The sequence below is a fragment of the Microbacterium sp. NPDC090003 genome (assembly GCF_044748385.1).
In the GTDB taxonomy this organism is placed as follows: Bacteria; Actinomycetota; Actinomycetes; order Actinomycetales; family Microbacteriaceae; genus Microbacterium.
Map to the genome: position 1 here is coordinate 2212522 of NZ_JBIVFW010000001.1, position 22674 is coordinate 2235195.

25 protein-coding genes are annotated in these 22674 nt (G+C 69.6%); 14 read left to right on the plus strand and 11 right to left on the minus strand.

Going from position 1 to position 22674, the window contains the following annotated elements; all coding sequences use genetic code 11:
* Positions 1-85: 85 nt before the first annotated feature.
* Positions 86-1582, plus strand: coding sequence for an MATE family efflux transporter (locus ACIPVN_RS10695; protein ID WP_400442689.1), 1497 nt, complete (start codon positions 86-88; stop codon positions 1580-1582).
* Positions 1583-1774: 192 nt separating this feature from the next.
* Entirely contained in the window at positions 1775-2197 is a 423-nt protein-coding gene (locus ACIPVN_RS10700; protein ID WP_400442690.1) for a hypothetical protein, read from the plus strand.
* Positions 2198-2344: 147 nt separating this feature from the next.
* Here the strand turns inward: ACIPVN_RS10700 and ACIPVN_RS10705 are convergent, their stop codons facing one another.
* Complete coding sequence (locus ACIPVN_RS10705; RefSeq protein WP_400442691.1) at positions 2345-4057, minus strand: AMP-binding protein; 1713 nt, start codon at positions 4055-4057, stop codon at positions 2345-2347.
* A 205-nt stretch (positions 4058-4262) separates the two neighbouring features.
* Complete coding sequence (locus ACIPVN_RS10710; RefSeq protein ID WP_400442692.1) at positions 4263-4733, minus strand: Lrp/AsnC family transcriptional regulator; 471 nt, start codon at positions 4731-4733, stop codon at positions 4263-4265.
* 112 nt (positions 4734-4845) lie between these two features.
* Here ACIPVN_RS10710 and ACIPVN_RS10715 point away from each other — a divergent pair, with 112 nt between their 5' ends.
* Positions 4846-6093 (plus strand): trans-sulfuration enzyme family protein, encoded by a 1248-nt coding sequence (locus ACIPVN_RS10715; RefSeq protein WP_400442693.1) that lies wholly within the window; start codon positions 4846-4848, stop codon positions 6091-6093.
* On the opposite strand, the gene ACIPVN_RS10720 is transcribed toward ACIPVN_RS10715, so the two are convergent.
* Positions 6027-6494 carry an acyl-CoA thioesterase gene (locus ACIPVN_RS10720; protein ID WP_400442694.1) on the minus strand — a complete coding sequence of 156 codons (468 nt, stop codon included), beginning with the start codon at positions 6492-6494 and terminating at the stop codon, positions 6027-6029. The genes ACIPVN_RS10715 and ACIPVN_RS10720 overlap by 67 nt on opposite strands.
* 125 nt (positions 6495-6619) lie before the next feature.
* On the opposite strand from ACIPVN_RS10720, the gene ACIPVN_RS10725 reads away from it, so the two are divergent.
* Both ACIPVN_RS10725 and ACIPVN_RS10730 read left to right on the plus strand, forming a co-directional pair.
* Complete coding sequence (locus tag ACIPVN_RS10725) at positions 6620-7234, plus strand: ClpP family protease (protein WP_400442695.1); 615 nt, start codon at positions 6620-6622, stop codon at positions 7232-7234.
* Positions 7231-7821, plus strand: a complete 591-nt coding sequence (locus tag ACIPVN_RS10730) for a ClpP family protease (RefSeq protein WP_400442696.1) — start codon at positions 7231-7233, stop codon at positions 7819-7821. The genes ACIPVN_RS10725 and ACIPVN_RS10730 overlap by 4 nt, the downstream gene beginning before the upstream one ends.
* A 96-nt stretch (positions 7822-7917) precedes the next feature.
* Here the strand turns inward: ACIPVN_RS10730 and ACIPVN_RS10735 are convergent, their stop codons facing one another.
* The 4 genes from ACIPVN_RS10735 to ACIPVN_RS10750 all read right to left on the minus strand — a co-directional run bounded on the left by ACIPVN_RS10735 (position 7918) and on the right by ACIPVN_RS10750 (position 10501).
* Positions 7918-8244: a helix-turn-helix domain-containing protein gene (locus ACIPVN_RS10735; protein WP_400442697.1), complete on the minus strand. Its 327-nt coding sequence runs from the start codon at positions 8242-8244 to the stop codon at positions 7918-7920.
* A 59-nt stretch (positions 8245-8303) separates the two neighbouring features.
* Positions 8304-8801 carry a MarR family winged helix-turn-helix transcriptional regulator gene (locus ACIPVN_RS10740; protein ID WP_400442698.1) on the minus strand — a complete coding sequence of 166 codons (498 nt, stop codon included), beginning with the start codon at positions 8799-8801 and terminating at the stop codon, positions 8304-8306.
* A 2-nt stretch (positions 8802-8803) separates the two neighbouring features.
* Positions 8804-9463, minus strand: a complete 660-nt coding sequence (gene ribA / locus ACIPVN_RS10745; protein WP_400442699.1) for a GTP cyclohydrolase II — start codon at positions 9461-9463, stop codon at positions 8804-8806.
* A gap of 111 nt (positions 9464-9574) precedes the next feature.
* Positions 9575-10501 (minus strand): DMT family transporter, encoded by a 927-nt coding sequence (locus ACIPVN_RS10750; RefSeq protein WP_400442700.1) that lies wholly within the window; start codon positions 10499-10501, stop codon positions 9575-9577.
* A gap of 55 nt (positions 10502-10556) precedes the next feature.
* On the opposite strand from ACIPVN_RS10750, the gene ACIPVN_RS10755 reads away from it, so the two are divergent.
* The gene (locus ACIPVN_RS10755) at positions 10557-11393 is read left to right on the plus strand and encodes a sulfurtransferase (protein WP_400442701.1); all 837 of its coding nucleotides are present in this window, start codon (positions 10557-10559) and stop codon (positions 11391-11393) included.
* On the opposite strand, the gene ACIPVN_RS10760 is transcribed toward ACIPVN_RS10755, so the two are convergent.
* Complete coding sequence (locus ACIPVN_RS10760; RefSeq protein WP_400442702.1) at positions 11381-12301, minus strand: hypothetical protein; 921 nt, start codon at positions 12299-12301, stop codon at positions 11381-11383. The two genes, ACIPVN_RS10755 and ACIPVN_RS10760, sit on opposite strands and share 13 nt — an antisense overlap.
* A 293-nt stretch (positions 12302-12594) precedes the next feature.
* Between ACIPVN_RS10760 and ACIPVN_RS10765 the strand changes: the two genes are divergently transcribed.
* From ACIPVN_RS10765 to ACIPVN_RS10775, 3 genes are read left to right on the plus strand one after another with little or no spacing between them, the layout of a single operon-like run.
* Positions 12595-13230, plus strand: coding sequence for an acyl-CoA synthetase (locus ACIPVN_RS10765; protein WP_400442703.1), 636 nt, complete (start codon positions 12595-12597; stop codon positions 13228-13230).
* Complete coding sequence (locus tag ACIPVN_RS10770) at positions 13227-13583, plus strand: hypothetical protein (RefSeq protein WP_400442704.1); 357 nt, start codon at positions 13227-13229, stop codon at positions 13581-13583. The genes ACIPVN_RS10765 and ACIPVN_RS10770 overlap by 4 nt, the downstream gene beginning before the upstream one ends.
* 28 nt (positions 13584-13611) lie before the next feature.
* Entirely contained in the window at positions 13612-15051 is a 1440-nt protein-coding gene (locus ACIPVN_RS10775; protein ID WP_400442705.1) for an MFS transporter, read from the plus strand.
* 193 nt (positions 15052-15244) lie between these two features.
* Here the strand turns inward: ACIPVN_RS10775 and purB are convergent, their stop codons facing one another.
* Together purB and ACIPVN_RS10785 are read right to left on the minus strand one after the other, a co-directional pair.
* Positions 15245-16627: an adenylosuccinate lyase gene (gene purB / locus ACIPVN_RS10780; protein WP_400443357.1), complete on the minus strand. Its 1383-nt coding sequence runs from the start codon at positions 16625-16627 to the stop codon at positions 15245-15247.
* A 23-nt stretch (positions 16628-16650) separates the two neighbouring features.
* Positions 16651-17139, minus strand: a complete 489-nt coding sequence (locus tag ACIPVN_RS10785; RefSeq protein WP_400443359.1) for a low molecular weight protein-tyrosine-phosphatase — start codon at positions 17137-17139, stop codon at positions 16651-16653.
* A gap of 164 nt (positions 17140-17303) precedes the next feature.
* Between ACIPVN_RS10785 and ACIPVN_RS10790 the strand changes: the two genes are divergently transcribed.
* On the plus strand, positions 17304-17576 hold the full coding sequence (locus ACIPVN_RS10790) for a hypothetical protein (RefSeq protein ID WP_400442706.1): 273 nt from the start codon (positions 17304-17306) through the stop codon (positions 17574-17576).
* Positions 17573-18937 carry a hypothetical protein gene (locus tag ACIPVN_RS10795; RefSeq protein ID WP_400442707.1) on the plus strand — a complete coding sequence of 455 codons (1365 nt, stop codon included), beginning with the start codon at positions 17573-17575 and terminating at the stop codon, positions 18935-18937. Before ACIPVN_RS10790 ends, ACIPVN_RS10795 begins: the two co-directional genes overlap by 4 nt.
* A gap of 2 nt (positions 18938-18939) precedes the next feature.
* On the opposite strand, the gene ACIPVN_RS10800 is transcribed toward ACIPVN_RS10795, so the two are convergent.
* Complete coding sequence (locus tag ACIPVN_RS10800) at positions 18940-19347, minus strand: phage holin family protein (protein ID WP_400442708.1); 408 nt, start codon at positions 19345-19347, stop codon at positions 18940-18942.
* A 96-nt stretch (positions 19348-19443) separates the two neighbouring features.
* On the opposite strand from ACIPVN_RS10800, the gene ACIPVN_RS10805 reads away from it, so the two are divergent.
* Genes ACIPVN_RS10805 through ACIPVN_RS10815 form a run of 3 tightly spaced genes read left to right on the plus strand, consistent with a single transcriptional unit; the run spans position 19444 to position 22658 of the window.
* Positions 19444-20526: a histidinol-phosphate transaminase gene (locus tag ACIPVN_RS10805; RefSeq protein WP_400442709.1), complete on the plus strand. Its 1083-nt coding sequence runs from the start codon at positions 19444-19446 to the stop codon at positions 20524-20526.
* 27 nt (positions 20527-20553) lie between these two features.
* On the plus strand, positions 20554-21681 hold the full coding sequence (locus ACIPVN_RS10810; protein WP_400442710.1) for a thiamine pyrophosphate-dependent dehydrogenase E1 component subunit alpha: 1128 nt from the start codon (positions 20554-20556) through the stop codon (positions 21679-21681).
* 11 nt (positions 21682-21692) lie between these two features.
* Positions 21693-22658 (plus strand): alpha-ketoacid dehydrogenase subunit beta, encoded by a 966-nt coding sequence (locus tag ACIPVN_RS10815; protein WP_400443361.1) that lies wholly within the window; start codon positions 21693-21695, stop codon positions 22656-22658.
* Positions 22659-22674: the final 16 nt, after the last annotated feature.

Below are 22674 nucleotides of genomic sequence, written 5' to 3' on the forward strand. Positions count from 1 at the left end.
GAATCGATTCGATAGACTCTTTCCCGCGACACGGAGCAGTGCCGCCATCCCCGCATCCGTACTCCAGCCCTGCGAGTCCTCCCTCATGGCAACCTCCCTCACCACGGGCCGTCCGTGGCGCGTCATCCTCGCCTTCTCGATCCCCCTGCTGCTCGGCAACGTCGTGCAGCAGCTCTACCAGTTCGCCGACGCGATCGTCGTCGGGCGGCACCTCGGCGTGACGTCGCTCGCCGCGGTCGGTGCGACCGGACCCCTGCTGTTCCTGCTGCTCGGCTTCGCTTGGGGACTGACGAGCGGGTTCGCGATCCCGATCGCCCAGGCGTTCGGCGCGCGCGACAACGCCGCCGTCCGGCGTTCGGTCGCGACCGGCGTGCTGCTCAGCGGCGCGACGAGTGTGATCCTCACGGCGTGCGCGCCGTTGATCGCCGGCCCCCTGCTCGCCCTCCTGCAGACGCCGGCCGAGCTCATGCCCGAGGCCACGACCTTCACGCAGATCAGCTTCCTCGGCGCCAGCGCCACGATGTTCTTCAACTACCTGTCGGCGATCATCCGCGCGATCGGCGACTCGCGCACCCCGCTCGTCTTCCTCACGATCTCGTGCGCGCTCAACGTCGGTCTCGTGGTGCTCATGGTCGGCCCCCTCGAGTGGGGCGTCGGTGGAGCGGCGCTCGCCACCGTCATCGCCCAGGCCATCTCGGTCGCGCTGTGCCTCGAGTTCGTTCGCCGTCGCCTGCCGATGCTGCACCTGCGTCGCAGCGACTGGCGTGTCACCCGCTCCGACATCGCCGAGCACCTGCGCCTCGGCCTGCCCATGGGCTTCCAGGCCTCGATCATCGCGATCGGCACGCTGACGGTGCAGGTCGCGTTGAACACGCTGGGATCGGATGCCGTCGCCGCTTACACGACCGCCTCGCGGGTCGACGGTCTCGCCGTCGCCCTGCTCTCGTCGCTGGGGCTGGCGACCTCGATGTACGCGGCGCAGAACCACGGCGGACGCCGCCCCGACCGGATCCGCCGCGGGGTCAAGGAGGCGACGTGGATGGCGATCGCTGCGGGGCTCGTGCTCGGCGGACTGCTCGTCGCGTTCGGTGCGCCGATGGTGCGGCTGTTCGTCGGCGAGGGGTCGGACGAGGTCGTCGACCTCGCGCACCTCATGCTCATCATCAATGGTGCGGGCTACTGGGCGCTCGGCATCCTGTTCGTGCTGCGCGGCGCGCTGCAGGGACTCGGGCACACGCTCGTGCCGACGGTCACCGGGGTGATCGAGCTCGTCATGCGCGTGGTGGCGGCGGTCGCGCTCGGAGCGGTCATCGGGTTCGCCGGCGTCGCGCTCAGCAACCCGCTCGCCTGGGTCGGTGCGATCGTGCTGCTGGTGCCCGCGTACGTGAAGGCGCATCGTGCGCTCGCGAAGCTGCCCGTCGCACCCGCCGAGGCGACCGAGACCTCGGCGATGGCGATCGTCGGCCCGACCGACGGATCGATGGTCGTCGACGCGGTCGTCACCCAGCCGATCCCCGTCGTGCGAAAGCGCGGCCTGCGGCGACTGACCCTGCGCCCGTCGCGTCGCAAGGCCCGACGCTGAGGCATCCGGAATCCTCGCGGATCGAAACGTCGAAACCGCGTCAGAAATGAGCACTTCGGTCGTCTAGAAGACGAAGGGTTCCGATCGCTGTCCTCCGAAAGGATGACAAAGATCATGCGTGAGACGGATGGGTATCCGCGTACGCTTTTCTACTGTGGAGAGTGCGGAGATTCCGCAGACCGGGGGGTCATCATGACGACAGCTGCCATTGCCAGGGACCTGGCCGGATTTCTGGTTCCGATCGGATGGATCGGCACGGCACTCGCCGTCGTCTGCGCGATCGTGGCGGGGGCCGCGATCGCTCGCGGTGCCGGTGGGCTCAGCGGTGGAGCGGTCGGGGTGTGGATTCCCGCAGCACTCCTGAGCTCCACGGCATCGTTCGCCCACCAGTGGCTGCCCCTGATCATCTCGGGGGCGGCGCTGGGTGCGATGCTCGTGCTCGGCGGCATTGCGCGCGCGATCGTCAGCGTCGCCGACAACGGCCGCATGACGCGCAGCGCGGCTCGAGCGGCAGCGGTGGTCGAGGCGTCGCAGCCCGCTCCGGCCACGACCACGATCCTGGTGCCGGCGCGCACGCCGAGCACCGCGACCGGCTCGATCGCCGTCGTGCGCTGAGTCCCGGCGCCCGCGAGCTCTTCGCGGGCGTCACTTCGCGGGCGTCACTTCGGGGGCCGAAAGAACGGATGTCGGACGAAACACCGCCGTCTGTTCGGCATCCGTCGTATCGGCCCCCGACGTGGCACTCGGGCGAGACGAATGCCGTCAGCGGTAGTCGCGCTCCCAGTGCTGACCCGCGGCCTCCCCGGCCTCGACGCGCGCGGCCTCACGGGCCCGCAGTTCGACGCGGCGGATCTTGCCCGAGATCGTCTTGGGCAGCTCGTCGACGAACTCGATGACCCGCACCCACAGGTGCGACGACAGGTGCTCGTTCGCATGGGCGAAGATCGAACGGGCGGCCTCGCCGTCGGCCACGGCATCCGCCGTCAGGCAGACGTATGCCTTCGGCACCGACAGACGCGTCGGGTCGGGGCTCGGCACGACCGCCGCCTCGATCACGAGGTCGTGCTCGAGCAGCACCGACTCGAGTTCGAACGGGGAGATCTTGTAATCGGATGCCTTGAACACGTCGTCGGCGCGCCCGATGTAGGTGAGATACCCGTCGTCGTCGCGCACGGCGATGTCGCCGGTGTGGTGGTGGCCGCCGACGCGGGACTCCGCGGTCTTCTCGGCGTCGTCGTAGTACCCGGCCATGAGTCCGAGCGGCGGCTGCGACAGATCGAGCGCGATCTCGCCCTCGCCCGACCCGTCGACGATCTCGCCGGTCACCGGGTCGAGCAGCACCACGGGGTAGCCCGGCAGGGGCCGCCCCATCGAGCCGACCTTCACCGGCTGGCCGGGCGAGTTGCCCACGCAGCACGTCATCTCGGTCTGCCCGAAGCCGTCGCGGATCGTGCCGCCCCACGCGTCGCGCACCCGGTCGATGACCTCGGGATTCAGCGGCTCCCCGGCGCCGACGAGCTCACGCGGAGGGTGGGTGAGGCGCGCGAGGTCGGCCTGGATGAGCATCCGCCATACCGTCGGCGGCGCGCAGAACGTGCTCACGTGGTGCGTGTCCATGACCTGCATGAGCGTGTTCGCATCGAAGCGCGCGTAGTTGTAGACGAACACGGTCGCCTCGGCGAGGAACGGCGAGTAGAAGCTCGACCACGCGTGCTTCGCCCAGCCGGGCGACGAGATGTTGAGGTGCACGTCATCGGGCCGCACTCCCAGCCACCACATGGTCGACAGGTGCCCGATCGGATACGAGACGTGGGTGTGCTGCACGAGCTTCGGACGGTTGGTGGTGCCCGAGGTGAAGTACAGCAGCGACGTGTCGGTGGCGGGCGTCGGGCCGTCGGGCTCGAAAGCGGTCGGGGCATCCGCCGAGTCGGCGAATCGTTCCCAACCCGCCGGGATGCCGTCGCCGATGCCGATGCGCAGGATGCCGTCGTCGATGTCTGCGAGCCGGTCGCCGAGGGTGCCGAGCGTGACGACGGCGCGGGCGCGGCCGTGCTCGATCCGGTAGGCGAGGTCGGGTGCCGACAGCAGCGTCGAGGTCGGGATCGACACCGCGCCGATCTTGGTGATCGCGAGCATCACCTCCCACAGCTCGATCGTGTTGCCGAGCATCACGATCAGGTGGTCGCCACGACGGATGCCGAGGTCGGTCAGCCACGCGGCGACCTGGTCGGACCGGCGGGAGAGTTCGCCGTAGCTCCACGACCGCAGCGAGAGGTCGGCCTCGACGATCTGCACCGCGGGGCGGTCGGGCGTCTCGCCGGCGATCACGTCGAACCACTCGAGGGCGAAGTTGAACCGGTCGACCTCCGGCCAGGCGAACCCCGCACGGGCGGCGTCGTAATCGGTCGCGTTCGCGAACAGGAAGTCGCGCATTTCGCGGATGGTCTGCGTGGCGGCGGTGGCACGGCGGGTCATGGGTTCCATCCTCGCGCAGGTTCGCCCGTTCCGGTCGCGCGAGTGGCGGCATCCGTCCCGGTCGCGCGAGCGGCTGATTCCGTTCCCGTCGCGCGAGCGGCTGATCTCAGACCCGAGACGAGCCGTTCGCGCGACCGGAAGCATCGGATCAAGCCGTTCGCGCGACGGGAGGGGCGACGGCAGGACGGAGGCTTCTCCTGACGCGCTAGAGCAGGCCGGCGCCGTCGCGCAGCTCGAACACGAGCTGGGTCTCGGTGCCGCGCACGACCGGGTGCACGGTGATGTGCTCGAGCACGATGTCGCGCAGGGCCGTCGCGTCCTCGACCGCGACGTGCACGAGGAAGTCGTCGACACCGGCGACGTGGAAGACCTGCAGGACGCGCGGCACACTCGCCAGCGCGTCGAACAGTGCCGTGACCGTGGGGCCGGTGTGGTTGGCGAGGCGCACCTTGATGATGGCCTGCAGCGGGAACCCGACGGATGCCTCGTCGAGGCGGATCCGCGTGTCGCGGATGATCCCGCGCTCTCGCAGCGACCGCACGCGGTGTGCGCAGGTCGACTCGGCGAGGTTCAGGCGATGGGCGAGCGCCTTGTTGGTGATGTCGGCCTCGCGGGTGAGCACCGCGAGCAGAGCGAGGTCGGTCTCGTCGAGCGGCGATCCTGGGGGTTTGGGCAACGCAGGGTCCTCCTCGGCATCCGTTGTTGTTCAGAATAGCGAGATCAGCGTGATACTCAGCGGATTCTGTCGAATCACCGCTCTTCTGCCGTGATTCACGCAACATGGAGAGATGACCGCCCCGTTGCATCCCGATACCGTCGCCGTCCACAGCGGCCGCTCCGATCTTGCAGACCTCGGGGTGCACGCGCTGCCGATCGACCTGTCGACCACGAACCCGCTGCCCGACGTCGAACGCGGAGGCGATTCCTACGAGGCGATGGCGACCGGCGGACGCCCGCCCGCCGACGGCAGCCTCGTGTACGCACGCCTGTGGAACCCGACCGTCGCCCGCTTCGAAGAGGCGCTCGCCGAGATGGAGCACGCCGAGGCATCCGTGGCCTTCGGGTCGGGCATGGCGGCGATGACCGCCGTGATCCTCGCGCACACCAACGCGGTCGGTAAGCGCCACGTCGTCGCGGTGCGCCCGCTCTACGGCGGTACCGACCACCTGCTCGGCTCGGGGCTGCTCGGCGCCGAGGTCACCTACTGCCATCCGCCCGAGGTGGGCGACAGCATCCGTCCCGATACCGGACTCGTGGTGCTCGAGACGCCCGCCAACCCGACGCTCGACGTCGCCGACATCGCCGAGGTCGTGCGTCTCGCAGGCATCGTGCCGGTGGTCGTCGACAACACGTTCGCGACACCGATCCTGCAGAACCCGATCGATCTCGGAGCGGCGATGTCGCTGCACAGCGCGACCAAGTACCTGGGAGGGCACGGCGATGTGATCGCCGGAGTCGTGGCGTGCAGCGAGGAGACCGCCGAAGCGCTACGACGTGTACGCGCCGTGACGGGTGGTCTGCTGCACCCGCTCGGCGCGTACCTGCTGCACCGCGGACTCGCGACGCTGCCCGTGCGCATGCAGCGCCAGCAGCAGAACGCCGGCCGCATCGTGTCGTGGCTGCTCGACCGGCCCGAGATCGCCGAGGTCTTCTATCCCGGGCTCGACGGCGACCCGCACGGCATCCTCGACCGGCAGATGCGCGGCACCGGGGCGATGATCGCGATGCGGATGCAGGGTGGATACGCTGCGGCATCCGCTGTCGCCTCGGCCACCGCGCTCTTCACCCACGCCGTCTCGCTCGGCGGCGTCGACTCGCTCATCCAGCACCCCGCCGCGCTCACGCACCGGCCGGTGCCCGCCGAGGCGCGCCCCGCCGCCGACGTGCTGCGCCTGTCGATCGGCCTCGAGGATGCCGACGACCTGATCGCCGACCTCGCGCAGGCGTTCGATGCGCTCGCGCCCGTCGGTCAGAGCTTGGGCAGTGTGACCGTGCCGGTCGCGAGTCGCTCGGTGGGCATCCGGTCGCGGTTGTAGGTGATGTCGCGGTAGCCGTGCGGGGTCGGGTTGCCGTCCTCGTCGAGACTCACGAACACGATCTTCTCGATCGTGAGGATGCGCTTGCGCGTGATCATGTTGCGCGCGACGGCCCGCATGGTCAGCGAGGTGCGCCCGAAGTGCGTGGCGGTCAGACCGATCTCGATCAGGTCTCCCTGCACGGCCGACGCCTCGAAGTTGATCTCCGAGATCAGCTTCGTCACCGCGCGGTAGTTGCCGAGCTGCACGATCGCGTAGATCGCGGCCTCCTCGTCGATCCATTTCAGCAGGCTGCCGCCGAACAGAGACCCGTTGGCGTTGAGGTCTTCGGGGCGCACCCACTTGCGGGTGCGGAAGTTGATGCCGTCCTCGGACCACGAGTTCTCTTCATGCTTGGCCATGCCTCCAGCCTAAGAACCGCGTGAGTCGGGGGTGTTACGCGCCGTGAAGATGCCCTCTGCCCAGGGCGGATCGGCTGGGGGCGGATTTCGGTGTGCGCGGGCGAACGCGGACGGATGCTGGGGGCATGAGCGAAGAGAACCCCCTCCCGCAGTTCGGGCCCGAAGCCCGACGCGCCCTGTTCCACGAACGCGTCCTGGTGCTCGACGGCGCCCTCGACGACGACAACGGCACGCTGCTCATGACGCAGCTGCTCACCCTCTCGGCCGAGGACGCCGCGACCGACATCGCCCTCTGGATCCACTCGCCCGGCGGCTCGGTGCCGTCGATGCTCGCGATCCGCGACATCATGCGCCTCGTCCCCAACGACGTCTCGACCCTCGCGCTCGGGCTCGCCTGCAGCGCGGGGCAGTTCCTGCTCTCGGCGGGCACGACGGGCAAGCGTCGGGCGCTGCCGCACGCGCGCATCCTCATGCACCAGGGGTCGGCCGGGATCGGCGGCTCCGCGGGCGAGATCGAGACCCAGGCCGATGACCTCCGCCACATGCGCGACACGGTGCTCGGACTCATCTCCGACGACACCGGGCAGACCCGCGAGCGCATCTTCGAGGACTCGCTGCACGATCGTTGGTACACGGCCGAGCAGGCGCGCGACTACGGCTTCATCGACGAGATCGTGTCGTCTCTCTCCGAAGTGATGCCCCGGCGACGTGCGCGGGTCGGACTGGGGGCGGGCGCATGAGCGGCTACACGATCCCGAACGTGATCGCGCAGCATCCGCGGGGCGAGCGCGTCATGGACGTCTATTCGCACCTGCTCGCCGAGCGCGTCATCTACCTCGGCACGGGCATCGACGCGGGGGTCGCGAACGCGCTGATCGCCCAGTTGCTGCACCTCGACGCCGACGGTCCCGAGAGCGCGATCCAGTTCTACATCAACAGCGAGGGCGGCGACCCGGGGGCCGCGCTCGCGATCTACGACACGATGCAGCACATCCGCCCGAGCATCGCGACGACGTGCGTGGGGCAGGCGATCGGACCGGCCGCCCTGCTCGTCGCCGCGGGAGCGCCGGGGGAGCGGGCCGCCCTCGCGCACGCCCGGCTGGTGCTGCACCAGCCGGCAGGTCAGTCGCGCGGGGCGATTCCCGACCTGATCCTCGCGGCCGACGAGGTCGTTCGGGTGCGCGCCGATATGGAGGCGATCCTCGCCCTGCACAGCGGCCGCACGGCCCGGGAGCTGCGCGCCGACACCGACCGCGACCGCGTGTTCACGGCATCCGCCGCCCTGGCGTATGGATTGATCGACACGGTGCTGGGGGCGCGGGCGTAGTGCGGGGTGGGACCCTTCGACAGGCTCAGGGACCCAGCGGAGGGGCCGCAGCCGTGGGTCGCTGAGCCTGTCGAAGCGTCCAGCCCTCGCGAAACCTCAGGCCGCCAGGGCGAAGACCGATGCGCGGGCGGATGCCGGCACCGACGCCGCGCGCAGCTCATCGGCGACCGCGCTGGTGAGCTCGATGAGGCTGGTGTCGAGTGCGCCGGCGATCGCCGCGATCATCTCGCTCGACGGCTCCTTGCGCCCGCGCTCGACCTCCGAGAGGTACTGCGGCGAGACGCCCGCGGTGTCGGCGGTCTCGGAGAGCGTCTCGCCGCGTTCGTGGCGTCGTCGGCGCAACTGCTCGCCGAGGAGGTGGCGCCACAACGGCTCGGGGGCGCTCGGGCGGGGCGTGCGCGGGAAAGGGACGATGTCGGCCATGCCTCACGGTACGACGCGGCGTTCTGCGGCATCCATCGTTTCTGCTCAGAGCAGAACGCCTACAGCGCCGCCGTCACGCCGGGCAGCAGCTTCGTGAGGATGCCGGCGAGCTGACCGCGTTCCTCGTCGGTGAGCGGGTCGAGCACGAGTTCGCGGATCTGCTCGACGTGCACGGGCGCCGCCTCGCGCAGCAGGTCGCGGCCCGCCGGGGTGAGGGCCGCAGACAGCGTGCGCTTGTCGGCGCCGCACGAGGTGCGTTCGACCCAGCCGCGCTCCTCGAGCGAGTCGATCGCGTGGCTCAGGCGAGATCGGCTGAGCCCGGCGATGCGGGCGAGCTCGGTCATGGTCGTCGCCCCTCCCTCGATGTGCCCGGCGAGCATGATGAGGATCGCGTACCGCGCGTGATTGAGCCCGACCTCGTCCTTCAGCGCGCGGTCGAGCACCTGCGGAAGCAGCTGCACGAAGCGGATCACCGGGAGCCACGTCTGCATCTCGGCGTCGTCGAGCCGGCGGGGGTGCCGCGCGGCATCCGTCGATCCGTCGATACGCGCGTCCATGCTCACGCCGCCGAGAGGTCGATGGTGTGCGCGGTGTGGTCGCGCTTGGCCTCGAGGTAGCGGGTGTTCGCCTCCGAGAGGTGCACCCCGGTGGGAACGTGCTCGGTCACGCGGATGCCGAGGACCTCGAGCTGCCGCGCCTTGTCGGGGTTGTTGCTGAGCAGGCGGATGCCGTCGACGCCGACCGCCGCGAGCATCTGAGCGGCGACGGTGTAGTCGCGCTCGTCCTCACCGCGACCGAGGGCGACGTTCGCCTCGTAGGTGTCGAGGCCGGAGTCCTGCAGCGCGTAGGCGTCGAGCTTGGCGTAGAGGCCGATGCCGCGTCCTTCCTGGCGGAGGTACAGGAGGAAACCGCCCTCGTCGGCGATGCGCTCGACGGCTTCGCGCAACTGGGGTCCGCAGTCGCAGCGCTGCGAGCCGAAGACGTCGCCGGTGAGGCACTCGCTGTGCGGGCGCACGAGGGGCGCCGTGCCGCCGTTCGCCGCGCGATCGAGCGCCGCGCGCCAGTCGCCGAGGCCGAGCAGCAGATGCTCGCGCCCGTCGACGAGGCCGTCGAAGGTGACGACGTCGACGGTGGTCGAGTAGCCGTCGGCGAAGGCCATCGGCACGCGCACACGTGTCCGCTCGGAGGCGAGCGGAACGACCGTTGAACTTTCAATCATGTCGGGTAGAACGCGGCGCGGCGGCTTCTATTCCCGGGATGAAGCATCCGATCTCCGGCCGGTCTGCGCGTCGAAACCCATCGCGCGCGTCGAGACCCATCGCCCGCGACGTCAGGACCGGTGGGTCTTGACGGGGCCGGTGGGTTTCGACGAGTGATCCGCTCGCCGCCGTACGAACTTCAGTTCGCTCGCGAGGATGCCGAGCACCACGAGTGCGCCGCCGGCCAGGGCGAGGGCGGGCAGGCGCTCGCCGGCGATCCGCCCGATCACGCCCGCCCACACCGGCTCGCCCGCGTAGATGATGGTCGCGCGCGTGGGGGAGACCGACTTCTGCGCCCAGTTCATCGTGAGCTGGATGAGGCAGCTCGCCGCACCGAGACCGACCGCGCACACGACCCACACCCAGGAGAACTCCGGGATCCCCTCTCCGACCGCCGGCATCGTCAGAAGTCCGAGAACGCCGGCCGTGAGCAGCTGCACGATCGTGATGCGTCCGAGGTCGATGCGCCCGGCGAACACGCTGATGAGGATGATCTCGGCCGCGATCGGCAGAGTGCTGATCATCGTCGCGATCTCGCCCGCGCCGAGGGTGAGGGCGAACGCGTCGGGTCCGGCGATCAGCACGAGTCCGACGAACGCGAGCGCCGCCCCGACGAACGCCATCGCGGGCGGACGTTTGCGGAATACGGCCCACTGTGCGAGCGGCACCAGCGGAACGTACATCGCGGTGATGAAGGCGGAGGTGCTGGAGTCGATGGTCTGCAGTCCGACGGTCTGCAGACCGTAGCCGAGATAGATCATGACGCCGATCGCGACGCCGGCACCGATATCGCGCCAGCGGATGCCGCGCAGCACGCGGTGGAAGATGACGATGCTGATGAGCCCCGCCACGAGGAAGCGCAGGCCCACGAAGAACCACGGACCCGAGTGCTGCATCGCCCAGTGCACGAGCAGGAACGTGCTGCCCCAGACCGCGGTGATCGCGATGAGGGCGGCCTCCTGCGGGCGGAAGCGCATCCAGCGCAGACGAGTGGGCATCGGTGCCCTTTCTCGACGGGTGCCTCATCGAGGATAGCGCCGGTAGCCTCGCTGCATGAGCAACTTCGTGAGCCCCGACGAACTGAGCGACCTGCGCGAGCAGGGTGCCCCCGTGCGCGTGATCGACGTGCGCTGGCGGCTCGACCGCCCCGACGGGCACGCCGAGTATCTCGAGGGTCATATCCCGGGCGCCGTCTATGTGCCGCTCGACTCCGAACTCTCCACCCACGGCGCACCCGACGAGGGGCGGCACCCGCTGCCATCGACCGAAACCCTGCAGCGGGCGGTGCGGCGCTGGGGCGTGCACGACGGCGATCTGGTCGTCGCCTACGACGATGCGAAGGGCCTCGCCGCTGCGCGGGCGTGGTGGCTGCTGCGCCAGGCGGGCATCGACGTGCACGTGCTCGAGGGCGGCATCCGCGGATGGATCGCCGCCGGTCACGACGTCGACACCACCGATGAGTCCCCCGAGGAGGGCACCGCGGTGCTGCGTGAGATCGGCGGCGACGCCCTGTCGATCGACGAGGCGGCGGCGTTCCCGGCATCCGGGGTGCTGCTCGATGTGCGCGCTCCCGAGCGCTACCGCGGTGAGACCGAACCTCTCGACCCGATCGCCGGGCATATCCCCGGCGCCGTCAACCTGCCCACGATGCTGCACCTCGACGCCGAGGGTCGCATCCTCGATGCGGAGACCGTGCGCGCCAACCTCGCGACGGTCGGCATCGCCGAGGGCACCCGCGTCGCGGCGTACTGCGGCTCAGGAGTCACCGCCGCGCATACGGCCCTCGTGCTCGACGAGGTCGGCATCGAGGCGAAGGTCTTCCCGGGCTCGTGGAGCCAGTGGTCGAACACGCCGGGGCGTCCGGTCGCGACCGGCGATCAGCCCGGCTGACCCGATCGGGGTTCGCGCTCGCCGAAGCCCCAGCGCAGCAGCAGCGCACCCGGTCCGAACGCGCGGCGCACCTGGTGGATCGAGGTGCCCGACGTCAACGTCAGCGGCGTCGCCGTCTGGCTCTGGGGGGTGTCGACCTGCTCCTCGAACCAGTCCGGCAGCGCATCGGGGTGGAATCTGGTCCACACCAGCAACTCGCGGCACTGGCGGGCGACGGCATGCCCGGTCTCGAGCTGCGGTGGGTACCCCGGCGGGTACGACACCGACCACTCGACCATCGCGGTGTTCGGCGCCGTGAGCGGAGCATCGAGCTCGAACAGCACGCCGTGCACCTCGCCGTCGGGGTGCGAGTAGCGCTTCGCGATGCGACCCCCGAAGTCGGCGGCGAACTCGGGAGCCGGGGTGCGGATGCCGGGGGTGAGCTCGAGGAACGGGATCGCGGTGATGGTGCCGATCGTCGACTGCACGATGCTGCGCGTGTGGCTGCGCACGACATGCCCTTCGACGCCGACGTCCGTCACCGAATGCGTGGTCAGCTCGCGCGAGGTGTCGGGGTATTCCGCGCCGAGCGCCGCGAAGGCCTCCTTCACCGCTTCCTCGATCGCGTGCTCGTCGAGCGGGAAGAGGTTCGGTCCGAGCGGGCCCGTGCGCGACGACCGCAACAGCCCGGTGAGCGTGCCGCTCTCGAGGTGCAGCAGCTCCTCGATATCGGCGACCGCGGCGAGCGATTGCGCGCCCTCCGGATGCCGCGCTCCCGAGCGCCAGTAGCTCAGCGTCGCCATCGACACCTGGTTGCCGCGGGCGCGCAGGCGCTCCTGCACCCACGACAGGGTCACCCGGCGCGCGTTGATCCCGTCGCGGAAGGCGGTGGCGAAGTCGGACCCCCGAACCGAACCTTCACTCTCCATCACAGACCCCCTCCGGTATGTGAAGAACTGCTGTTTAGAGTGAGCTTACGACCGCGCGAGGCCACCCCTGGGGACCTGGGTGACGAAGTGGGGTCGATGTGATCGTCTCGACGCAGGCAGGGTGCCCGACCTTGCGGAGGACGATCGGGCGCAGCGATGCCCCCGTGCTGCGTTGTCGTGGGGCCCGATGATCGATCTGGGGAGATCCATCGGGCCCCGCGAACGGCCCGGTCCGTCCGCGCTCGCGCCCCCGCGTAGACTGGGAGCACAACCCCGGAGGACTCTGGATCTTCATGTCTGCCCCTTCCCGCACCTTCACCGTGCGCAACGTGCAACTGATGCGCGCGCTGTTCGCCGCCGTCGCCGCCCTCATGATCACGTTCTCGTCCGATCACTCCGCAGCGGTGGGTCTCTCGGTCTTCAGCGGCTTCGCGATCGCGACGGCCCTCGTGATGCTGCTGTCGGTGTGGCTGGTGTTCCCCGCGGGATCGCGGTGGCCCGCGGTCGTCATCGGCCTGCTCAGCGTCGCCGCCGGGATGGCGACGGGTATCCCCGTGTGGCGCACGAACGACGTCTTCTTCATCGTCGTCGGCGTCTGGGCGCTCGCGACGGGCCTCACTGAGCTGCTCGCCGGTATCCGTGCCCGCCGCGTCGGCACCGATCCGACGGCACGCGATGGAATCATCATCGGGTCGTTCGGCATCCTGCTCGCCCTGCTGCTCTGGGTCATCCCGGCCGGCTTCACCCACGACTACACGATCGCGGAAGCGGGCACCTTCGAGCTGACCGGCATCATCCTCGGGGTCGGGATGCTCGGCGGCTACGCCGCGCTCGTCGCCGTGTTCCTCGGCATCGCCGGACTCACGCCCCAGAAGGCGGATGCCGTCGCCGCGGCATCCGTTCCCGCCGAGAGCGGAGACACCCGATGAGCGAAGAGAAGCCCACCCGCCGCGACATCCTGCGGCCGCTGCACCTGCTGGGCATCGCCCTCGCGTGCGGTGTGTTCGCGATGATCGTGACGCTCGTCTCGACCGGCGCCTTCACGGCCCGCGTGAACACCGCGATCGCCAACGGCAGCTACGAGGGGCTCACCCCGGTGATGCTCGGACTGGTCGTCGGCGGCGGCGCGTTCATCGTGACGCTGCTGATGCTCGCGATGCTGATCCTGGCCGTCGACCCGGCCGACGTCACGAAGACGGTCGACCGTCCCGTGCTCTACGACCCCGAGTCCGACGACGACGCCAGCGCCGCGGGCGACCCCCGCACCGACCGCTCGGAATAGTCCCGGTGGCGGGCGGCTTGTCCCTGTGGTGAGCACTCCCGTCGATCGCGCCTCCATCGGACTCCGCTCGGCGAGGGGACCCGTTCTCGGTGCGCTCATGCTCTCGACCGGGCTCATCGCGATCGATGCGACGATTCTCGCGACCGCGGTGCCCAGCATCGTCGACGACCTCGGCAGCTACCAGCAGTTCCCCTGGCTGTTCTCGGTGTACCTGCTCGCGCAGGCCGTGAGCGTGCCGATCTACTCTCGCTTCGCCGACACGATCGGACGCAAGCCCGTCATCCTGCTCGGAATCGGGCTCTTCCTCCTCGGCTCGATCCTCTGCGGCATCGCCTGGAGCATGCCCGCGCTCATCGTGTTCCGCATCGTGCAGGGGTTGGGCGCCGGAGCGGTCGCCCCGATGGCGATGACGATCGTCGGCGACATCTACACCGTCGCCGAGCGCGCCAAGGTGCAGGGCTACATCGCCAGCGTCTGGGCGATCTCGTCGGTGGTCGGTCCGGCGCTCGGCGGACTGTTCGCACAGCTCGACGCCTGGCGATGGATCTTCTTCGTGAACATCCCGCTCTGCCTGATCGCGGGATGGATGCTCCTGCGCAAGTACACCGAGAAGAAGCAGACGCAGCGCCACCGCATCGACTACCCCGGGGCGGTCCTGCTGACGATCGGACTCACCGGTCTCATCCTCGGAATGCTCGAGGGCGGCAACGCCGGGGACTGGATCTCGCTGCCGAGCGCCCTGTGCTTCGGGATCGGGGTGCTCGCGCTGGCGCTGTTCGTCGTGGTCGAGCGGCGCGCGGCCGAGCCGATCGTCGACCTGCGTCTCGCGGCGCGGCCTCTCATCCTGACCACCACGATTGTCTCGCTGGGGGTCGGGGCACTCATGACCGGCGTCACGAGCTTCGCGCCGGCGTACCTCGAAGGCTCGATCGGGATCGCGCCGCTGCTCGCGGGGCTGGCCGTGGCGGCGCTCACCCTGGGCTGGCCCGTCTCGGCCGCCAACGCCGGACGCCTGTACCTGCGCATCGGATTCCGGCGCACCGCGCTCATCGGCATGAGCATCACCTCTGTCGCCGCGATCGCGCTCGCAGCCTCCGCTCCCTGGCCGAACCCCTACACGATCGCGCTGATCGCGTTCGTCTTCGGCTTCGGATTGGGGTGGACCGCCGCGCCCACGCTCATCGCGGCGCAGGCATCCGTCGGCTGGGGCGAGCGCGGAGCCGTCACGGGGATGAACGCCTTCGCCCGTTCGGCGGGGAGCGCGGTGGGCGTCGCGATCTTCGGGGCGATCTCGAACGCGGTGATCGCGCGCGGCGCCGGGCCCGACGACCCCGCCACCATCATCGATGCCTCGACGTGGGTGTTCGTCGCGGCCGCCGTGGCCGCCGTGCTGACCCTCGTCGCTGCGGCCTTCATGCCGCGGGACCGGGTGGAGGCGCGGTCGGGTGAGGCCGGCTCCGGCGAGTAGCTCCGGCATCCGATTGTGCCGTTCATAACTCCTCAGATTCGGGCGGCTCGGCCGATCGCGTCCTCGGAGTTCCGCGGCGCCGGCGCTCGCAGCCGGCCGATTCTCCGGAATTATGCAAGCGAGGTCTCCGAGACCGAACGCAGAAACGCACCCCGCCCGACGGGCAGGGTGCGTTTCGGGTGAGGAAAAGGCGTCAGCGCGCGAGACGCTCGGCGATTCCCGTGTAGGTGGCGGGGGTCAGCGCGAGCAGGCGCTGCTTGGCCGCCTCGCCGATCTCGAGCCCCCGCACGAACTCGGCGAGCTCCGCGCCGCCGACGCGGTGTCCGCGGGTGAGCTCCTTGAGCAGGGCGTACGGGTCGGTGATGCTCGAGCGACCGGCGACGACCTCGGCGCGGATGACCGTCTGGATCGCCTCGGCGAGCACCTCCCAGTTCACGTCGAGGTCGGCGAGCAGCACGTCGCGCGACAGGGAGATCTCGTTGAGCCCGCGGCGCAGGTTGTCGAGCGCGAGCAGCGAGTGCCCGAACGCCACGCCGATGTTGCGCTGCGTGGTGGAGTCGGTGAGGTCGCGCTGCAGGCGGCTCGTGACGAGCGTCTGCGAGAGCGACCCGAGCAGCGCGGCCGAGAGCTCGAGGTTCGCCTCGGCGTTCTCGAAGCGGATCGGGTTGATCTTGTGCGGCATGGTCGACGACCCGGTCGCACCCGCGACGGGGATCTGCGCGAAGTAGCCGAGCGAGATGTAGGTCCAGATGTCGGTGGCGAGGTTGTGCAGGATGCCGCCGGCGTGACGCACGCGGTCGTAGAGCTCGACCTGCCAGTCGTGCGACTCGATCTGGGTGGTGAGCACGTTGAAGCCGAGACCCAGGCCCTCGACGTACTCGCGCGCGATGGTCGGCCAGTCGGCGTCGGGATCGGCCGACAGGTGCGCCGACCACGTGCCGGTCGCGCCCGAGAACTTCGCCAGGTAGTCGGATGCCGCGATCTGATCGCGCACGCGCTCGAGGCGCCATGCGAACACGGCGATCTCCTTGCCCATGGTCGACGGGGTCGCGGGCTGGCCGTGGGTGCGCGAGAGCATCGCGGCGTCGGCATGCTCGACCGCGAGCTCGCGGAGCTTGGCGATCACGGAGTCGAGGGCGGGGAGCCAGACGCTCTCGACCGCGCGCTTGACGGTGAGCGCGTACGAGACCGAGTTGATGTCCTCGCTCGTGCAGGCGAAGTGCGTGAGCTCGGCGATGGCATCGAGGCCCAGCGCCGAGAGGCGGTCGCGCACGAGGTATTCGATGGCCTTGACGTCGTGGCGGGTGACCGCCTCCTTCTCGGCGAGCCAGTCGATCTCGGCCTGACCGAAGTCGCGGTAGAGGGCACGCAGGCGGTCCTTGTCGGCATCCGACAGGGGGGAGGTCTCGAACAGAGAGCGGTCGGTGAGGGCGATGAGCCACTCGACCTCGACCTCGACGCGGGCCCGGTTGAGGCCGGCCTCCGAGAGGAAGTCGGCGAGTCCGGTGACGGCGCCGCGGTAGCGACCGTCGAGGGGGCTCAGGGGCTGCGGCGGAAGCGAAGGCTGGAAAGTCAGGGGAATCCTCCTGATCGGGCCCGTCAGATGCGGGGCGTGCGGGGCTGGCGCAGGGCGGGTTCGAGCTGACGGAACAGCCCGCGAGTCGCCGTCTCGATCATACCGAGCACCGAATCGAACATCTCGGGGCCGGCGTAGTAGGGGTCGGGCACATCGAGGGTCGAGGCGTCGGGGTCGAAGCCGAGGAGGAGGGTCACCTTGCCCTCCTGGTCCTCGTCGCGCGCCCATTCGCGCAGGATGCGTTCGTGCGTGCGGTCGAGGGCCACGATGAGGTCGTTCTCGAGGAAAGATGCCGCGGTGAACTGCTTCGCGCGGTGCTGCGACCCGTCGTACCCGCGGCGGGCGAGCGAGTCGATCGTGCGGTGATCGGCGCGCTCGCCGAGGTGCCAGTCGCCCGTGCCCGCGCTGCGCGAGACGATGCGCGAGCCCAACCCCTGGTGCTCGGCGAGGTCGCGGAAGACGACCTCGGCCATGGGGGATCGGCAGATGTTCCCCGTGCACACGAAGATCACGCGAAAGGGATCCGGGGATGTCACAGACCCATTCTGCCGCTCCCGGGCCGTCGTGCACAGTTCGGGGCCGGACTGATCCTGCACAGCTCGCGATCGCGCGATGCTCTGCACCGCTCGTGCGTTCACGGTGATCGCCGGGTCGTCGCGCGGCGCAGGCTGTGGGCATGTACTCCTCGATCGCCCTTCCGACCACCGATGGGTGGACCCCGTACGACGTGTCGATGTGGCAGCAGGCCGGGGCTCAGCTCCGCGTCGCCCTCGACTTCACGCAGACCGCAGCGGCGACGCTCGATCCACTCGTCGACGAGACCGAGTGGTCGTCCGACGGGCTGCGGTCGCTGCACGAGACGATGGCCGAGCAGCGCGGTCTCGTCGCCCTCGAGGTGATGATCCTGGAGTCGACCGAGTCCGAGCAGCGAGCGGTGGGATTCGGATGAGCGACGAGCTCGACATCCGCTACGGCGGCGCGATCGCGGTCGACACCGAGGTGCTGCGCGACATCGGCACGCGGTTGGCCGCCGTGGCGGGAGCGCTCGCGCAGGGTGCCGCCGCCGCGGGCAACGCGTACGCGCTGCTCATCGGGTCGGCCGCATGCCGTTCGTGGAGCGGCTTCGATGCGCTCGGGCGCAGCCGCGCACGTCTCGACGAGCTGCGACTCACCGCGGAGACGACGGCGTCCTCGACCCTGCTCATGGCGGATGCGTACGAGGTGGTCGAGCTGCGCGCGCAGGCGGAGGCGCTCGCCGCGAGCGATGCCGCCGCGGCGGCTGTTCTGCACGCGCGGGCCCAGGAGATTCTGGATGCCGATCCCCGGGTTCAGGGCCTCGTCGAGGGTCTCATCCTGGACTGGGGTGTGCACCGGTTCGACGGGCTCGATGCGCAGGTCGGGTTCGGCACGCCGTTCGGCGCGCTCTTCGGAGGCATCGGCCTGGCTGCGGCGCTGCTCGGCAAGGGCGTGATCCCGAAAGGCACGTCGCTGCAGGGCAGGGCGGATGCCGTGCGCGTCACTCCGGTGGCGACGACGACTCCGAAAGCACCGCCGACGTCGCTGCCGGAGGCCCTTCAGCGGTTCCCGAACTCCGGGGGAGCGCAGGTGCGGGTAGAGAAGTACTCGATGCCCGATGGGACGAACCGCTTCGTCACATATGTGAAGGGCACGCAATCTGCGCTGTACGGCGGGAGCAACCCGTGGGACATGAAGTCGAACCTCGAACTCTACTCACGGCACAAGTCCGCGTCGTACCAGGCGACCCTCGACGCGCTGAAGGCGTCAGGTGCGAAACCCGGCGATCGGGTCGACGTCGTAGGGCACTCGCAGGGCGGAGCCATCGCCTCGCACCTCGCGATGGACGGTGTCTACGAGGTCGGAGTCGAGATCACCGCGGGCAGCCCCGTCGAGCCGACGCTGGATGACGACCAGACGCTCGTCCAACTGCGGCACACCGACGATGTCGTGTCTTCCCTGGCGGGCGGAGGATCCCCCGGGGGCACGGGTTCGCCCGACAGTTTCACGGCGGAACGCGTCGGTGATCCGGGAGAAGGGCTGCAGGACCTCACGCTCGAACCGCACGTGCTCGACACCTACGTCGAGACCGCCGAGATGGTCGAGGAATCGGGTGATCCGCGGGTCGACGGCCTCGACGACCTGTGGAACGACCTCGGTCAGGCGACCTCGGTCACGTCGACCGACTACCACGCCGAGCGCGTGCTGCCGGAGGAGGTCGTGGCTCCGGGTGGGCGCCCCACGCCCGCGCCCGTCATCGGTGACGAGTGGTGGCGCGGGAAGGACGTGCTGTGACCTCAGTCGCGGCGGCGCTGCTTCTTGGCCTGCGGGCGCAGGATGAAGCCGAAGATGCCGTTGATGATCGAGATCAGCAGCGCGGCGACGACGCCCCACCAGAAGTGCTCGACCCGCAGCCCCCAGTCCAGGCCGCTCGTGATCCACGCGGTCAGCCACAGCAGGAAGCCGTTGATGACGAAACCGATGAGCCCGAGGGTGAGGATGTAGAGCGGGAACGCGACGATCTTCACGACCGTGCCGATGATCGTGTTCACGAGAGCGAAGATCGCGGCGACCGCGAGCAGCGTGAGAACGAGCTGCAGCGTCTCGCCGGGAGGGAACGCGATGACGCTCACCTGCAGTGCGGGGATCAGCGTCACGACCCACAGGGCGAACGCGTTGACGACGACTCGGATGATGAAGCGCATGGTGTGCTCAGTCTCCCACGACGGCGCGGCGGTTGTCAGTCGCGTCTCGCCGAGAGGTTTCCTCCAGCGCGGAACACCGGTCCTAGACTCGACCTCGTGACCGACCCGATCCTTCCCCGCATCCGCCCCGCCATCGCCGCGCTCGCGCCGTACCGGCAGGGCAAGCAGGCGGGGCCCGACGCGTTCAAGCTGTCGAGCAACGAGAACCCCTTCGACCCGCTGCCGTCGGTGGTCGAGGCGATGCGGCACATCACGCCGATCAACCGCTATCCCGACGCCACCGCGCTGCGCCTGCGCGAGCGCCTCGGCGCGCGCTACGGCGTCGAGCCCGACCAGGTGCACGTCGCCGCGGGCAGCGTGTCGATCCTGCACCAGCTGATCCTCGCCACGGCCTCCGTCGACGACGAGGTCGTGTACGCGTGGCGGTCGTTCGAGGCGTACCCCAGCCTGCCGCTCATCTCCGGAGCGACCGGCGTCCCGGTCGCGCTCACCGACGACGCCCGGCACGACCTCGACGCGATGGCGGATGCCGTCACCGACCGCACCCGCGCGATCATCGTCTGCACCCCCAACAACCCGACCGGACCGATCATCACGAGCGCCGAGTTCGCATCGTTCGTCGAGCGGGTCCCCGCCGATGTCCTCATCATTCTCGACGAGGCATATGCCGAGTTCGTCACCGCGCCCGATGCGGTCGACGGTCTCGCCGAGCGCATCTTCGACCGGCATCCGAACGTCGTCGTGCTGCGCACCTTCTCGAAGGCCTACGGGCTCGCCGGCCTCCGCATCGGCTACGCCATCGGTCACGAGAAGGTGCTCGACTCCGCGCGCGTCACCGGTGTGCCTCTGTCCGTGACGGCCGCGGCCGAGAACGCGGCCATCGCGAGCCTCGACGCCGAAGCCGAGTTGCTCGAACGCGTCACCGAGATCGTCGCCCGCCGCACCCGCCTCGTCGCGGGTCTCCGCGCTCAGGGCTGGAAGGTGCCCGACTCCCAGGGCAACTTCGTGTGGCTGCCCGCCGGCGACCGCACCGATGAGGTCGCCGCCGCGTTCGTCGCCGGTGACATCGTCGTGCGTCCGTTCTCGGGCGACGGCATCCGCATATCCGTCGGAGAGCATGAATCCGTGGACAAGGTCCTACAGGTTTCTGAATCCGTTGTGCGGACTCTCCAGCCCTAGGCGCCGTTCCTCGGATAGCGTGGAACGGTGAGCTCGTCAGAGAACGAAATCGTCCGCGTCCTCGAGGCAGACGGCCGATTCGCCCCCACCCCTGCTGCGGAGCGGTACCTGTCACTGATCGAATCGATCAGCGATGCCGAACTCGAGCAGTTCTACCGCGACATGGTCGTCATCCGCGCCATCGACACCCAGGCCACCAACCTGCAGCGACAGGGGCAGTTGGCGCTCTGGCCGCCGAGCCGTGGTCAGGAGGCGGCGCAGGTCGGCTCGGGTCGAGCGGCCCGAGCGCAGGACACGCTCTTCCCGTCCTATCGGGAGCACGCGGTGACCCGCATCCGCGGCGTCGACCCGCTCGACATCATCAAGCTGATGCGCGGCGTCTCGCACGGTGGCTGGGACCCCACCGACCCCAAGAACGGCAACACCCGCCTGTACACGCTCGTGCTCGGGTCGCAGGCGCTGCACGCCACGGGCTACGCGATGGGTCTGTCGTTCGACGGCCGCTCCGGCAGCGGTGATGTCGACCGCGACGAAGCCGTCATCGTCTATTACGGCGACGGCGCCTCCAGCCAGGGCGACGTGCACGAGGCGATGGTCTTCGCCGCCAGCTACCAGTCGCCGACGGTGTTCTTCCTGCAGAACAACCACTGGGCGATCTCGGTCCCGGTCGCGACGCAGTCGCGCGTTCCGCTCGTGCAGCGCAGCGCCGGTTACGGCATCCCCAGCGTCCGCGTCGACGGCAACGATGTGCTCGCCAGCTACGCCGTCTCGCGCATCGCGCTCGACGAGGCGCGCACCGGCCAGGGGCCGCGCGCGATCGAGGCGGTCACCTATCGACTGGGTGCGCACACCACCAGCGACGACCCCACCAAGTACCGCGGGAACGACGAAGAGGAATCGTGGGCGCAGCGCGACCCGATCACCCGGATGCGCGCGTTCCTCGAGAACCGGGGAGCGGGGGCATCCTTCTTCGCCGACGTCGACGCCGAAGGAGCGGATGCCGCGGAGGACCTCCGCGCCCGTACGGTCGAGCTCGGCCCGCCCCCCGTGGGCAAGATGTTCGACCACGTCTACAGCGAGGCGCACCCGCTGATCGCCGAGCAGAAGGCGTGGCTCGCGAAGTACGAAGCGTCGTTCGAAGGAGGAGCGCAGTGACCCTCGAGACGATGCCGTTCAGCAAGGCTCTGAACGCCGGTCTGCGCAAGGCCATGGAAGACGACGCCAAAGTCCTGCTCATGGGCGAGGACATCGGCAAGCTCGGCGGTGTGTTCCGCGTGACCGAGCACCTGCAGCGCGACTTCGGCGACAAGCGGGTGCTCGACACCCCGCTCGCCGAGTCGGGCATCGTCGGCACCGCGATCGGCCTCGCGATGGCGGGGTTCCGCCCCGTGGTCGAGATCCAGTTCGACGGCTTCGTGTTCCCGGCCTTCGACCAGATCACCACGCAACTCGCCAAGCTGACCAATCGCCACGAGGGTGCGCTGAGCCTGCCGATCGTGATCCGTATTCCCTACGGCGGGCACATCGGCGCGGTCGAGCACCACCAGGAGAGTCCGGAGGCGTACTTCGCGCACACCCCGGGCCTGCGGGTCGTATCGCCCTCGACGCCGAACGACGCCTACTGGATGATCCAGGAGGCCATCGCCTCGAACGACCCCGTGATCTTCATGGAGCCCAAGAGTCGTTACTGGCCCAAGGGCGAGGTCGAGCTCGAGGCGTCCGCCGCCCCGCTGCACTCCTCACGGGTCGTGCGCACCGGCTCCGACGTCACCCTGGTCGGCCACGGCGCGATGGTCACGACGCTGCTGCAGGCGGCCGCGCTGGCCGAGTCGGAGGGCACGAGCTGCGAGGTCGTCGACCTGCGCTCGATCTCGCCGGTCGACTACGCGCCCATCCTCGACTCGGTGCGCAAGACCGGTCGCATGGTCTACGCGCAGGAGGCCCAGGGCTTCGGCAGCATCGGCAGCGAGGTCGCGGCGACCGTCATGGAGCGTGCGTTCTATGCCCTCGAGGCCCCCGTGCTGAGGGTGTCGGGCTTCGACACCCCGTTCCCGCCCGCCAAGCTCGAGGGCCAGTACCTTCCGGATGCCGACCGCATCCTCGAGGCCGTCGACCGTTCACTCGCCTACTGAGACGTTCCGAAAGGAC